Source organism: Maribacter sp. R77961, assembly GCF_044594925.1.
In the GTDB taxonomy this organism is placed as follows: Bacteria; Bacteroidota; Bacteroidia; order Flavobacteriales; family Flavobacteriaceae; genus Maribacter.
Window position 1 is genome coordinate 2,796,015 of record NZ_CP138991.1, and the last position, 15,356, is coordinate 2,811,370.

Below are 15,356 nucleotides of genomic sequence, written 5' to 3' on the forward strand. Positions count from 1 at the left end.
CTTACTTAATTAACGGTTGATGTATAAGTAACCATCCAGTGTCTTGACTGTGCCATTGTCATTGTAATTAACAATGTAGAAGTAAACACCTACGGGAAGTTCGTTTTCAACCGAAATCGTTGCCCGTCCATTTGAAATTCCAACAAAGGCATTTCCGCTATTGTCATACCCCTTGGTCTCATAGACCAATACCCCCCAACGGTTGTAAATTCTAACCGTGTTGTCTGGGAATTGTTCAATGTTTCTAATTCTGAAAACACTGTCGCCTTGGCTACCAGGAACGATATAATCACTAATGATTTCAAGGTCACAAGCGGCACCGGCAGGTGGAGTCCCTCCGATAGAGTCGCAAGGGTCCAAAGGATTTGTGCCATCCGTCACTTCTTGACCGTCATTAATACCGTCACCATCCGTATCTGCTTTATCTGGATCGGTACCAGCTGTTGCTTCTTCGTCATTGGTCAATCCATCTTCATCACAATCACTTGTGCCCAATGATGTACCACCAACAGAATCACAATCATCTAAAGGATTGGTATTATCTAAAACTTCTTGACCATCGTTAATGCCATCTCCATCTGTATCTGGATTATTAGGGTCTGTACCTAAAGTAGCTTCCTCATCATTGGTCAGGTCGTCTCTATCTGTATCATTACATGCTGCATCTAAACTATCAGGATCACATGGGTTAAGAGGGTCACTGGTACCATCTGGAGATTCTCCTGTATTAGGATCATCAACATTATTGACTTCCTCTCCATCTGTTAAACCATCACCATCGGTATCCGGATTGTTAGGGTCTGTTCCTACAGTCGTTTCTTCGTCATTGGTCAGACCATCGTTGTCACAATCACTTGCACCTACTGGTATTCCTCCAACAGAGTCACACGAATCGTTGGGGTCGGTGCCATCTTGAGCTTCTTGACCATCGCTGATACTATCACCATCCGTGTCCGCTACATTTGGATCGGTCGTTTCTCCGTTTGGATTCGCAGGGGTCGATGGGTCATCTACCCCGGTCGTTTCTTCGTCATTGGTCAGTCCGTCATTATCACAGTCATCAGCACCTACTGGTGTTCCTCCAACAGAGTCACAGGAATCGTTGGGATCAGTGCCATCTTGAGCTTCTTGACCATCGTCGATACCATCACCGTCCGTATCCTCATTATTGGGATTTGTCGTTTCTCCGTTAGGATTTGCAGGTGTACTTGGGTCATCAACTCCAGTAGTTTCTTCATCATTAGTAAGACCATCCCCATCTGAATCAAGTTTGTACACCTGTGTATCTGTAGCGTTACCTGCACCCGCTGCATTTGTTGTCGTTACGCTCCCGTCAACCGTAGTGTCGGGGTCCGCCGCCAGGTCACTGCCAGGCACGTCGATACTATAGTCGCCAGCTGCATGCACCGTTCCCGTGAAGGTATTGCCGTTTACCGTTAAGGTAACTGTATCGCCCGTATTAAAATCGCCACTGACCGTTCCCGTTACTGCGACGTTGGCTCCTGCCTCTGCTGCATTAAGGATGTTGTCCGCAGTGATATCGTCTATCGCCAATACTGGAACTGGAGGAGTCGTATCTACTGTATAAGTCTGTGCATCTGTTGCACTGGCTGCGTTACCCGCTGCGTCTGTTGTCGTTACGCTACCGTCAACCGTAGTATCTGGGTCGGCTGCTAAATCACTACCCGGTACGCTGATACTATAGTCACCGACTGCATCCACCGTTCCCGTGAAGGTATTCCCGTTCACCGTTAAGGTAACTGTATCGCCCGTATTAAAATCGCCACTGACCGTTCCCGTTACTGCGACGTTGGCTCCTGCCTCTGCTGCATTAAGGATGTTGTCCGCAGTGATATCGTCTATCGCCAATACTGGAACTGGAGGAGTCGTATCTACTGTATAAGTCTGTGCATCTGTTGCACTGGCTGCGTTACCCGCTGCGTCTGTTGTCGTTACGCTACCGTCAACCGTAGTATCTGGGTCGGCTGCTAAATCACTACCCGGTACGCTGATACTATAGTCACCGACTGCATCCACCGTTCCCGTGTAGGTATTGCCGTTCACCGTTAAGGTAACTGTATCGCCCGTATTGAAATCACCACTGACCGTTCCCGTTACTGCGACGTTGGCTCCTGCCTCTGCTGCATTAAGGATGTTGTCCGCAGTGATATCGTCTATCGCCAATACTGGAACTGGAGGAGTCGTATCTACTGTATAAGTCTGTGCATCTGTTGCACTGGCTGCGTTACCCGCTGCGTCTGTTGTCGTTACACTTCCATCCACAGTAGTATCTGGGTCGGCTGCTAAATCACTACCCGGTACGCTGATACTATAGTCACCGACTGCATCCACCGTTCCCGTGTAGGTATTGCCGTTTACCGTTAAGGTGACCGTATCGCCCGTATTAAAATCGCCACTGACCGTTCCCGTTACTGCGACGTTGGCTCCTGCCTCTGCTGCATTAAGGATGTTGTCCGCAGTGATATCGTCTATCGCCAATACTGGAACTGGAGGAGTCGTATCTACTGTATAAGTCTGTGCATCTGTTGCACTGCCCGTGTTACCCGCTGCGTCTGTTGTCGTTACGCTACCGTCAACCGTAGTATCTGGGTCCGCCGCCAGGTCACTGCCAGGTACGTCGATACTATAGTCGCCAGCTGCATCCACCGTTCCCGTGAAGGTATTCCCGTTCACCGTTAAGGTAACTGTATCGCCCGTATTGAAATCACCACTGACCGTTCCCGTTACTGCGACGTTGGCTCCTGCCTCTGCTGCATTAAGGATGTTGTCCGCAGTGATATCGTCTATCGCCAATACTGGAACTGGAGGAGTCGTATCTACTGTATAAGTCTGTGCATCTGTTGCACTGGCTGCGTTACCCGCTGCGTCTGTTGTCGTTACACTTCCATCCACAGTAGTATCTGGGTCGGCTGCTAAATCACTACCCGGTACGCTGATACTATAGTCGCCAGCTGCATCCACCGTTCCCGTGTAGGTATTGCCGTTTACCGTTAAGGTGACTGTATCGCCCGTATTGAAATCACCACTGACCGTTCCCGTTACTGCGACGTTGGCTCCTGCCTCTGCTGCATTAAGGATGTTGTCCGCAGTGATATCGTCTATCGCCAATACTGGAACTGGAGGAGTCGTATCTACTGTATAAGTCTGTGCATCTGTTGCACTGGCTGCATTACCCGCTGCGTCTGTTGTCGTTACGCTACCGTCAACCGTAGTGTCGGGGTCCGCCGCCAGGTCACTGCCAGGTACGTCGATACTATAGTCACCGACTGCATCCACCGTTCCCGTGTAGGTATTGCCGTTTACCGTTAAGGTAACTGTATCGCCTGTATTAAAATCACCACTGACCGTTCCCGTTACTGCGACGTTGGCTCCTGCCTCTGCTGCATTAAGGATGTTGTCCGCAGTGATATCGTCTATCGCCAATACTGGAACCGGGGGAACTGTGTCCACCGTATACGTTTGTGTATCCGTCGCACTGCCCGTGTTGCCCGCACCGTCCGTTGTCGTTACGCTACCGTCAACCGTAGTGTCGGGGTCCGCCGCCAGGTCACTGCCAGGTACGTCGATACTATAGTCGCCAGCTGCATCCACCGTTCCCGTGTAGGTATTGCCGTTTACCGTTAAGGTGACCGTATCGCCCGTATTAAAATCACCACTGACCGTTCCCGTTACTGCGACGTTGGCTCCTGCCTCTGCTGCATTAAGGATGTTGTCCGCAGTGATATCGTCTATCGCCAATACCGGAACCGGGGAGCAAGAAGCAGTATCATTATCGTCCGTAACGGCTGCATTAGTGCCTAAACTATAATCCACACCTGTAGCGGTCACCAATCCATTACCATCAACACTGGTCTGGGGCTCGCCGGTCCCAAAAGAACCACCATCACCTCCATCGGCATTGGGATTATTGTAGGCTTCATTGGCATCGCTACAACCATCCCCATCACTATCCGTGTTCAGGAAATCGAAAGTACCGTCCGCCAACGTATCTATCGGTGTTGTAGTCTCGGCCGCATCATCCGCACCATTACCATCATTATCGTTAAAAACAGCATCATTGGAGTCTATGACACCATCATCATTGGTATCCAAAGCACCGTTGCCCGCTTCTTCTATATCATAAATACCATCGTTGTCACTGTCCAGGTCCAAGGTGTTTGGCACACCGTCGCCATCGGTATCAAAGTCACAGCTCGCTACCGCATTGAAGTTGAATATGTTGTCATCGAAACGTACGCGGTCGTTCGGTTCTGAATTTTGAACATCGTAAAAATAATACCTGAAATATTGTTGAACACCCGAATCCATGCTAAAAAGACCAGTGAATATGTTACGATAGTCGGCCGTTTGTGACCCCGAAGGATAGTCCGGAACCTGAAAATCTTCCGTAATCAAGGTGACATTAGTGAGAAACGTTGGGTCCGTACTGTGTTCCACCGCTATCTTGAACTGGTCCGCCAATGAATCCGGCCCTCCGGAATCACTAGTAAAAAAACCAATGGTCAAACTGTTAAAATCTAAATCCTCTGATGGAACGAAGGACAGCTCGGCGTAATCGTTGGCCGCTTTTGCCGTTGCAAAAGTACTGGTCGAGGCACCCTGTAAAATATAGGTGAACGCAGCATTGTCCGACTCGTCCAGTCCCGAACCGAAAACTACATCCGCGGTACTTGTGAAAAAACCAGCGTCGGCAGGATCGTTAAAAGAGGCCGAATCGCTCTGACCGCCAGAACCATTATGGTTCCATTGCAGTTCCGGTTGGTCCGTACATACGGATTCGTCCACATCCAAGATACCATCGTTGTCATCGTCGGAATCACAACTATTATTGATACCATCTGCATCAGGGTCGTTTGCGGTCACCACCCCCACTATTGCACCATCGGTGCATGGGTCCACGGGTGGCGCAAAACAAGTAGAAGCATCATTGTCATCGGTAGCTGCTGCATTAGTGCCTAAACTATAATCCACACCTGTAGCGGTCACCAATCCATTACCATCAACACTGGTCTGGGGCTCGCCGGTCCCAAAAGAACCACCATCACCTCCATCGGCATTGGGATTATTGTAGGCTTCATTGGCATCGCTACAACCATCCCCATCACTATCCGTGTTCAGGAAATCGAAAGTACCGTCCGCCAACGTATCTATCGGTGTTGTAGTCTCGGCCGCATCATCCGCACCATTACCATCATTATCGTTAAAAACAGCATCATTGGAGTCTATGACACCATCATCATTGGTATCCAAAGCACCGTTGCCCGCTTCTTCTATATCATAAATACCATCGTTGTCACTGTCCAGGTCCAAGGTGTTTGGCACACCATCGCCATCGGTATCAAAGTCACAGCTCGCTACCGCATTGAAGTTGAATATGTTGTCATCGAAACGTACGCGGTCGTTCGGTTCTGAATTTTGAACATCGTAAAAATAATACCTGAAATATTGTTGAACACCCGAATCCATGCTAAAAAGACCAGTGAATATGTTACGATAGTCGGCCGTTTGTGACCCCGAAGGATAGTCCGGAACCTGAAAATCTTCCGTAATCAAGGTGACATTAGTGAGAAACGTTGGGTCCGTACTGTGTTCCACCGCTATCTTGAACTGGTCCGCCAATGAATCCGGCCCTCCGGAATCACTAGTAAAAAAACCAATGGTCAAACTGTTAAAATCTAAATCCTCTGATGGAACGAAGGACAGCTCGGCGTAATCGTTGGCCGCTTTTGCCGTTGCAAAAGTACTGGTCGAGGCACCCTGTAAAATATAGGTGAACGCAGCATTGTCCGACTCGTCCAGTCCCGAACCGAAAACTACATCCGCGGTACTTGTGAAAAAACCAGCGTCGGCAGGATCGTTAAAAGAGGCCGAATCGCTCTGACCGCCAGAACCATTATGGTTCCATTGCAGTTCCGGTTGGTCCGTACATACGGATTCGTCCACATCCAAGATACCATCGTTGTCATCGTCGGAATCATCAGCATCAGGAACGCCGTCATCGTCAGCATCACCAGGTATTGGCGGACTAATAAAAGATTCAGACGGAACTGTATTTTCTGTAAACTCCTTATATTTAAGGGGTTGAGTAGACAAATTATCCGCTACACTAAAATTATTGTTTGTTGTTCCTACCCAAAAAAGGCCAGTTTGCCATAATGTGATAAAGGAGAAAAAAATGAAAGAGATAAAAATATTACTTCTTTTGAGGGCTATCATCATGTTAATCGTTCGTTTAATAATTTGTAATACATCACTTTATTATAAAAACGTCACTTACATTAGCGTAGCTTTTTCTTGCTTATCATTTAATAAATCACCCATTTGGCATATCTATTTAAAAGGATTCGCTAACCTTTAAAAATCAAAAAAAATGAAGCGCTATCTCCGTTCAACTGTTGATAACCAGTAAAACTGTTCACTGTAATGCGACGATAAAATACTCTTTTAATAAATTTTAACAGTGCCGAAAGTAGTTGGTCATGGATAACCTTTAAAAGAATTGTTGTGAAAAGTATTTTTTATGATGTAAGAATAGAGCTACATTGTGGTAAAGTTTTTTCGTGTTCTTTTAAAGATATAATTGTACAAAAAAAATATCCTCTTCATTCTATTAAAAAGTATTACAAACACTAATTAAAAATAAAATTGTCTTTGTTCAATATGTCCCATGGAATTTACTTCTATTACTTTACAAGTGACACTAACTACTTTGCTTGTGACCACCAAGCTCATTTTAAAGACTGATTTAAAATCTTATCCCATTAGAACAATTCATAGAAAATGTTTAGGCTATTTCTAATGGCGCAAAAAAATTATACAAGCTTTTTCCATAGGTCCTCTGGGAGCACCATTTCATTTTAATCTGTTTTAACTATGTAGATATGGAATATTGGTAAGTGCGCTTACAAGTGTATTGGTCTAAAGTAAAACTTCCTTAAATAGTTCCATTTTTTTCAACTAACTTACTGTCTATTACCTGCAAACCTCCTAACATAGATGAAACTAGCCATACATAATTGGATGCGTGCCGAACCCTTAGAAAGCACCATAATTCGAATAGCCGCAATGGGGTACACCCATCTTGAAATTCAAGGCACGCCGGAAAACTATAATACTAAGGAAGTAAAAGCATTGCTAGAAGCACATGGCATACAATGTTGGGGTTCCGTAACCTTAATGTTAGAAGAGCGTAATATGTTGGCCAAAGATTTGACACAGCGTCAAATGTCCGTGCAATATGTACTGGATTTGGCCAAAATGGTCAAAGAATTGGGTGGTTCAGTTATTTCACTTGTTCCGGCGACGGTAGGAAAGATAATTCCAGACGCAAGACCGGAAGAAGAATGGCAATGGGCTATAGAAGGTATTAAAGAATTGTATGCCTATACAGAAGCGAACGGACTAAAAATAGGTATTGAACCTATTAATAGGTTCGAAACCTATTTCATTAACCGTGGTGCACAGGCTTTGGCTCTGGCCGAAGCGGTAGGACCCAATTGCGGGGTTTGCTTGGATACATTTCACATGAACCTAGAGGAAGAGGATATGTTCGAAACCATGAAAAAGGTAGGCCACCGTCTTGTTAATTTTCATGTTGCAGATAATAATCGCATGGCACCGGGTATGGGTCATATAGACTGGTCACGGATTATGAGCACTTTAAAGGAAATAGAGTACGATAAAGTTTTATCGGTAGAGTTTTGTGCTCCCATGGACCGTACACCCGCTAATCCTTATCCAAATTCAATTGATACGGCACCAGTAGGCTTAAGTGATGAACAACTTAAATTTTTACAGGATCATGGTAGCTCGGCAGTAACAGAAGAATTCTATTCCATGCTAACACAGCAATCTATAGACACCTTAAAACCTTTTCTATAATTATGAAAATTACCAATGTAGAAGCTTTCTGGTTGCGGTGTCCGATTCCCAAGGAAAAACAACATTTTTCGGATTATGGTCTTCTGACCAATTTTGATATGACACTCGTCGTTATAACAACAGATTCCGGCCTGCAAGGATTTGGCGAGGCAAAAGCAGCAGTAGGTTCCTCAGGCTCCTGTGCCAGTATTGTTAGCTGTATTGAAAACGAAATTAAACCCATACTAATAGGGAAAGATGCTCGACATATCTCTAGAATATGGGAGCATATCTATAACGGAACACGGGATCACTATGCTTTATCTAGAGGTCGTAAATTTCCTATTTTAGGTAGACGGGGACTAACTATTTCTGCCATGAGTGGTATTGATACAGCATTATGGGACCTAAAAGGAAAAGCTTTAGGCGTGCCCGTAGTAGAATTATTAGGCGGAAGTTGCAGGGAACAAATGCCTGCCTATGCCAGTGGTGGTTGGGCCAAGGCAGATGCTATAGGGGACCAGTTGCTAAACTATACTTCTAAAGGGTTTTCGGGAGTTAAAATGCGTGTCGGTATTATGGATGAAACCGTCCAAGCAAGTATAACAAGGGTGAAAGCGGCACGAGAGGCCCTACCGGACCATATTAAACTAATGACCGATGCCCATGGTACTTTCAGCGTCCCTGAAGCGAAACAGTTTTGTAGGGGTGTAGCCGATTGTCACCTATATTGGTTTGAAGAACCCATTAGTCCCGATAACAGAATTGGTACGGCGGAAGTTAGAGCAAGTACCGATATTCCTATTGCAGCCGGCGAAAGTGAATTCACGGCCTTTGACGTTAGGGATATGATAGCGGAAAGAGCATTAGATATTGTACAACCGGATTGCGCTATCATTGGTGGTATTACAGAGGCTATGCGCGTAGCACAATTGGCACACACGTACCAGCTAGAACTTGCTCCACATTGTTGGGGTTCTGCATTCTCGTTCATGGCTGGCGTATCCGTGGCCTTCGCATCACCATCGGCCAACCTAATTGAGTTTTCCCTAGGTGGTAATCCTATGATGTACGATTTAGTGAAGGAGAAAATAAGCGTAGACGCGAATGGCATGCTTTCCGAGCCAAAAGAAGCGGGCTTGGGTTTAACCCCAAATTGGGATTTTGTAAGAGAATTTAAACAATAATTTCATGGCACGAGCAGTAAAGATTAATCACGTGGCCCTAGTTGTCAGTAATTTAGAAGAAGCCTGTAGATTCTATGAATATGAGTTGGGACTAGAACCCATTCCTGCCTTTTTATTCGATTATCCTACTGCATTTTTCAAATTCAATGAAGAGCAGCAATTGCATCTTACGGAATGGGAAGATGCCTACTCCTTTAGAGGTCATATCTGTGTTCAAGTAGACGATATCAATGCTATTTTCTTTAGAATGAAAGAACTGGGTATTATAGATATTAAGCCCTGGGGTAATGTACGTCAGTTACCTGACGGTGCCCTACAAATGTTCGTACGGGACCCTTCCGGTAATTTGGTAGAGTTATCCTCCGACCCTGAGGCGCATATAGACCCTAAAATCTTTAAGGACGAACTGTTTAAAGAAGGAATATATGTCTCCGGTCGAAACGACTTCAGAGGTTACAAATCTAAAGATGCCACTTTATATCACAAAGAATAGATGTCCAAAACCATTTTACTTTTAGAAACCGTGGCCGATGATGCAATGGAGCTTTTAAACAATGCTTCGGATATGAACATCCTTACAGGTTTTGATGCAGCGTCACTTCAAAAAGGCATAGCGGAAAATACCATTGATGCCATTATCACACGCGGAAAGGCTCAGGTAAAAGAACCCTTAATAAACCAGCTTCCTAATTTAAAAGTTATATCACGATGTGGTGTGGGTTTGGATAATATTGATGTTACCGAAGCTACCGAACGGGGAATAAAAGTGGTGAATGCACCAAATTCTAACGCAAATACCATTGCAGAGCATACGATTGCTTTGCTACTTATGCTGCAAAGAAATCTGTATAACGCCATCACCATGGTCAAGGAAAATCGATGGAATGAGCGTGCAACTTATGTTGGTGATGAGATTCATGGAAAGACATTAGGTATTTTAGGCCTTGGCAATATCGGTAAAAAAGTAGCACGTATTGCTGATGCCATGGGTATGAAGGTTATCTATTGGAGTGCTCAAAAGGAGGATGTCCCCTACCCCTTCTCAAGTCTGGAAGAAGTTTTAAAAACTTCTGACGCCCTGAGTCTCCATCTTCCACTAACTAAGGAAACCGAGCATTTGATGAACGCCGAAGCCTTGGCAAAAATGAAAACGACAGCCTTGCTCATAAATACGGCAAGAGGAAAAATTATTGACCAAGAGGCACTCTCTAAAGCCTTAGTTAATAAAGAACTAGGTGGTTTTGCAGCAGATGTTTTGGCTAATGAACCTCCTAAAGAAAAGGAATCCCTAATTCAACTTCCCAATACTTTAATCACGGCACATGTAGGTAGCCTTACCGCAACCACTTATACACAGATGTGTGTAATGACTGTTGAGAACACCTTAAAAATCCTAAGAGCCGAAGAACCTACATCAAATTGTATTTTTAATCGCAAAGCACTAGGGCTTTCCTAAAAAATCTCAAAACAAAATAGGCCTGCTTTTATTCTTATTCCTTAACTTGAGAAGATTCCAACAATATACCGGAAAAATGAAAAAACCACTCTCGCTGTTAGTACTTATCGTACTATTTATCAGCAATTTTAATATAGCACAATCTACTGAAGCCATTGTCGCCGCTATTGAAAAAGAAGCTAATGAAAATTCTCAACTAGAACAACTGGCGTATGAACTAATGGATGTTAATGGTCCTAGATTAGTAGGGACTCCACAAATGAAGACCGCACACGATTGGGCAGTCAACACCTATAAGAAATGGGGAATAACAGCTGAAAATCAAGAATGGGGAAAATGGCGCGGATGGGAACGCGGCATTACGCACGTAGATATGGTTTATCCCAGAATAGCCTCGCTGCACGCAACACAGTTGGCATGGAATCCAAGTACTGGGAAAAAAGGCGTAACAGCGGATTTAATAACACTCCCTATGGTTTCAGATTCCTTGGCCTTTGTAAAATGGCTTCCGAATGTAAAGGGAAAGATTGTTATGGTGAGTATGTTACAAGCTACAGGAAGACCGGATTACAACTGGGAAGAATTTGCAACACCGGAATCCCTTGAAAAAATGAAATCAGCGCGAGACGCCCAAGAAAAAGCATGGCGCGAAAACTTCAAGAATACTGGGTACACTAGCAGAACCATAAATGCTGCTCTTGAAAAAGCTGGAGCAGTAGGTATTGCGCAGTCTAGATGGTCTGAAGGATTTGGTGCCAATAAAATATTCAGTGCAGGTACCGAAAAGATTCCTGTAGTTGATATATCCCTAGAAGATTATGGTATGCTTTATAGAATGGTAATGAAAGGCGCAAATCCTAAAATAAAAATAGTAGCGGAATCCAAAGAGCTTGGTGAAGTGCCTACATTTAATACCATTGCTACAATTCCGGGAACTGAATTCCCGGATGAATATGTAATTCTTTCGGCCCATTTTGATTCTTGGGACGGAGCAACTGGTGCAACGGATAATGGAACAGGAACCATTACCATGCTAGAGGCTGTTCGTATTCTTAAAAAAGTATATCCTAATCCAAAACGCACTATTCTTTTGGGGCACTGGGGAAGTGAAGAACAGGGATTAAATGGCTCAAGAGCTTTTGTGGAAGACAATCCTAAAATCGTAGAAGGATTACAGGCTTTATTTAATCAAGATAATGGAACAGGGCGTGTTGTACGTTTGTCGGGACAAGGATTTCTGCACGCCTATGATTATTTGGGAAAGTGGATGGAGGCCGTTCCCAAAGACATCACAAAACATATTGAAACTACATTTCCGGGAATACCAGGAGGTGGAGGTTCCGATTACGCTTCTTTTGTTGCCGCAGGAGCACCGGCTTTCTCCTTAAGTTCATTGAGTTGGAGCTACTGGAACTATACATGGCATACCAATCTGGACACCTATGACAAGATTGTATTCGACGACGTAAGGAGCAATGCTATCCTAACAGCAATACTAACTTATATGGCATGCGAAGATCCTAAAAAAACGTCCCGAGAAAAGGCTACCTTAATCGGTACAAGTCGCAGAACGGGGCAACCACTATCGTGGCCCACTCCTAGAAGTCCCAATAGAAAAGGTGGACTAGACTAAAAAAGTACAACATCTTAAAACCAACCCATGAAAACAATACACTATTTCTTAATTGCAGTTCTTATTATACCGCTTTCGCTAACGGCCCAACGTAGAAAAAATAAAAAAACACCCACTTACGTAAAAGTGGAGGATTCTACTTTTCACGGCTTAAAATGGCGAAACATAGGTCCATTCAGAGGCGGACGTAGTGTGGCTTCTTCAGGAGTGGTGGGTCAACCCATGACCTACTACAATGGAACCGTTGGAGGCGGCATATGGAAAACAACGGATGATGGTATTACATGGAAAAACGTTTCTGACGGGTTTTTAAAAACAGGAACTGTCGGTTCCATTGCAGTCTCTGAAACCAATCCGAATATTGTCATAGCAGGTATGGGCGAACATGCCGCGCGCGGTGTCATGACTTCTATGGGGGATGGTGTTTACAAATCTACGGATGCAGGAAAATCTTGGTCTCATATAGGTTTGGACGAAACCAGGCATATCTCCGATGTCATTATTCACCCTACAAATCCTGATATCATTTTTGTCGCGGCACAAGGCGCACAATATGGTCCTAACGCACAACGTGGCATATACAGGTCTCTTAATGGCGGTGCAACTTGGGAAAATGTGCTGTTCATTGACAATAACACAGGAGCCTCAGATTTAACGATGGATATGAAAAATCCGTTAATTTTATATGCGGCCATGTGGGAGCATCGCAGGTATCCTTGGATTATGGAATCAGGCGGAAAAAACTCGGGTCTTTATAAGTCCGTCGATGGCGGAACTACATGGAAACAATTAAAAGAAGGATTACCCAAGGAATTTGGAAAGGCGGGAATTTCGGTTTCAAGAGCGAATCCAGAACGTGTTTTTGCTGTAATTGAGGCAAAAGATGACAAAGGAGGCATTTACCGTTCCGATGATGCGGGAAAAAAGTGGACACAGGTCAATAAAGACCGTATCAACATTGCTCGTTCTTGGTATTATATGGAGATTTTGGCCGATACCCAAGATGAGAACATCGTTTATGTTCTAAACGCGCCTGTTACAAAATCTATTGATGGCGGAAAATCGTTCACTCCTTTAGCTACTCCCCATGGAGACAATCATCATTTGTGGATACATCCTCACGACAATCAAAAGATGATAAATTCCAATGACGGTGGTTCTAACGTTTCCAATAACGGTGGAAAAAGCTGGAGTACCCAACAAAATCAAAATACGGCACAATTCTACAGGGTAATTACGGATAATTTAATGCCTTACAACATTTATGGTGGTCAACAGGATAACTCTACGGTGGCCATAGCATCCAGAACAAATGATGCGGGAATCGATTGGAAAGATTGGCACGCAGTTGCAGGTGGGGAAAGTGCCTTTTTAGCGTTTGACCCAGATAATCCCGTACTTATTTATGGAGGAACCTACCAAGGGAATATCGATAAATGGGATGCTGCTACACGTGAGTCCAAGGCAATAAAGGAATATCCTGAATTAGGGTTAAGCGTAGCTCCTAAAGATTCTAAATATCGGTATAACTGGAACGCCCCAATCATTACCTCTCCACACGATAGAAAAACCATTTATCATGCAGGTAATGTCGTGTTCAAATCTACAGATGAAGGACAAAGTTGGACAACGGTAAGTCCAGATCTAACCAAAAACGAAAAAGATAAACACGGCCCAGGTGGTGGCCCCTTCACCAATGAGGCCGCTGGTGGTGAAAACTATAATACCATTACCTATTTAGTGGAGTCCCTACATGAGGAAGGCGTACTATGGGCGGGTACGGATGATGGTTTACTTCATGTGACCAAAAATGGTGGACAAAACTGGGATAATATAACACCAGCTGGCATTAAAGATGGAATCATTAATTCTATTGAGGTATCACCACATGATGCGGCAACGGCTTACGTTGTTGTTATGCGTTATAAATCCATGGACCTAAACTCCCATATTTTCAAGACCTCCGATTATGGTGCCACTTGGACAAAAATTACAAATGGTATTACAGGCGCACATACATTTACCCGCGTGGTTCGTGAAGATCATAAACAAAAAGGTTTGTTGTATGCCGGTACGGAAACAGGATTATTCATTTCTTTAAACGATGGTGTTAATTGGCAACCCTTTCAGTTAAACCTGCCTATTGTTCCCATCAATGACTTAACGATACATGACAATGATTTGGTAGTAGCTACGGCAGGTCGCGCATTTTGGATTTTGGATGATGTTTCGGCCATACAGAACATAAAAGCTCCGAAACAAGAAATAACGCTCTTCCAACCAAAGGATACCTATTTATTTTTTGGTGGCTCTAGCGAAAAACCAAGACAAGGTTTAGGTGACAACCCACCTAGTGGAGTTACTTTTGACTACTACTTAGCGGAAAAAATGGATAGTACGGAACTTAAGTTAACGGTGTTACAGAACAACAAAATTATAAGAACCATCACCAACCAAAAACCGAAGAACTTCAAATCTTGGCCAGGAGGACCTTCGAAACCTAAAGTGCTTCCCTCTAAAAAGGGATATAACCGTTTTACTTGGGATTTTAAAAGAGATGGACTACCAAGTGTTGAAAAAGTTTTTACTTTCGGAGGACTTGGCGGAAGTGCCGTAGGGCCAGGAGAATACACTTTAAGGCTTAGTGCGGCAGGAAACACTGCTGAAACCACAGTTACTATTTTGCCGAACCCGAAAGTAAAAGGAAGTTTGGACGACTACCAAGAACAGCAACAAATACTGACCACCATTGAGAGTACCGTAGAAGAAATACATACATCGGTCAACGCCATGCGTTCTGCTAAAAAGCAACTTTCGCAATACGCAACACTTTTAAAAGACCGGGATGATGCCAAGCTTTTATTGGAAAAAGGTGACTCCCTAAAAACACGTATTACCACTTGGGAAGAAAATTTGATACAACCCAAGCAGAAGACCTTTCAGGATGTAATCAATTTCACCAATCAGCTTAATGCACAATTGCTACATTTAAGAGGCTACGTAAATGCAGTGGAGCCAAAAGTTACAAAAGGAGCCAAACAAAGATTACAAGACCTTTTAGGACAATGGAATGGTTTCAAATCAGAACATGATGCTATAATCAATATAGAGATGAAAGCCTTTAACGACTTGTATGAAGAATTAGGTATCCCGGCTATAATATTACCCCAAGAGTAAGGTGCAACGGAATTTACTAGAG

General features: G+C 44.0%; 7 protein-coding genes. 6 read left to right on the forward strand and 1 reads right to left on the reverse strand.

Annotated elements, in window-relative coordinates:
* Positions 1-9: 9 nt before the first annotated feature.
* Positions 10-6,240: an Ig-like domain-containing protein gene (locus SJY09_RS12010; protein ID WP_396635959.1), complete on the reverse strand. Its 6,231-nt coding sequence runs from the start codon at positions 6,238-6,240 to the stop codon at positions 10-12.
* A 777-nt stretch (positions 6,241-7,017) separates the two neighbouring features.
* Between SJY09_RS12010 and SJY09_RS12015 the strand changes: the two genes are divergently transcribed.
* From SJY09_RS12015 to SJY09_RS12040, 6 genes are all read left to right on the forward strand, one after another.
* A complete protein-coding gene (locus SJY09_RS12015) occupies positions 7,018-7,902 on the forward strand; it encodes a sugar phosphate isomerase/epimerase family protein (RefSeq protein ID WP_396635960.1) in 885 nt (294 codons plus the stop codon).
* Positions 7,903-7,904: 2 nt separating this feature from the next.
* Positions 7,905-9,068, forward strand: coding sequence for a mandelate racemase/muconate lactonizing enzyme family protein (locus SJY09_RS12020; RefSeq protein WP_396635961.1), 1,164 nt, complete (start codon positions 7,905-7,907; stop codon positions 9,066-9,068).
* 4 nt (positions 9,069-9,072) lie between these two features.
* Complete coding sequence (locus tag SJY09_RS12025) at positions 9,073-9,561, forward strand: VOC family protein (RefSeq protein WP_396635962.1); 489 nt, start codon at positions 9,073-9,075, stop codon at positions 9,559-9,561.
* Positions 9,562-10,524, forward strand: a complete 963-nt coding sequence (locus tag SJY09_RS12030; protein WP_396635963.1) for a 2-hydroxyacid dehydrogenase — start codon at positions 9,562-9,564, stop codon at positions 10,522-10,524. It begins immediately after the preceding gene.
* A 76-nt stretch (positions 10,525-10,600) separates the two neighbouring features.
* Positions 10,601-12,157 carry a M20/M25/M40 family metallo-hydrolase gene (locus tag SJY09_RS12035; RefSeq protein WP_396635964.1) on the forward strand — a complete coding sequence of 519 codons (1,557 nt, stop codon included), beginning with the start codon at positions 10,601-10,603 and terminating at the stop codon, positions 12,155-12,157.
* Between the two features lie 27 nt (positions 12,158-12,184).
* On the forward strand, positions 12,185-15,334 hold the full coding sequence (locus tag SJY09_RS12040; protein ID WP_396635965.1) for a WD40/YVTN/BNR-like repeat-containing protein: 3,150 nt from the start codon (positions 12,185-12,187) through the stop codon (positions 15,332-15,334).
* Positions 15,335-15,356 lie beyond the last annotated feature (22 nt).

What these genes read in the sequence shown, in the direction of transcription:
- SJY09_RS12010 (WP_396635959.1), bottom strand. Translation starts at nt 6,240, where the DNA reads ATGATGATAGCCCTCAAAAGAAGTAATATTTTTATCTCTTTCATTTTT.
- SJY09_RS12015 (WP_396635960.1), top strand. Translation starts at nt 7,018, where the DNA reads ATGAAACTAGCCATACATAATTGGATGCGTGCCGAACCCTTAGAAAGC.
- SJY09_RS12020 (WP_396635961.1), top strand. Translation starts at nt 7,905, where the DNA reads ATGAAAATTACCAATGTAGAAGCTTTCTGGTTGCGGTGTCCGATTCCC.
- SJY09_RS12025 (WP_396635962.1), top strand. Translation starts at nt 9,073, where the DNA reads ATGGCACGAGCAGTAAAGATTAATCACGTGGCCCTAGTTGTCAGTAAT.
- SJY09_RS12030 (WP_396635963.1), top strand. Translation starts at nt 9,562, where the DNA reads ATGTCCAAAACCATTTTACTTTTAGAAACCGTGGCCGATGATGCAATG.
- SJY09_RS12035 (WP_396635964.1), top strand. Translation starts at nt 10,601, where the DNA reads ATGAAAAAACCACTCTCGCTGTTAGTACTTATCGTACTATTTATCAGC.
- SJY09_RS12040 (WP_396635965.1), top strand. Translation starts at nt 12,185, where the DNA reads ATGAAAACAATACACTATTTCTTAATTGCAGTTCTTATTATACCGCTT.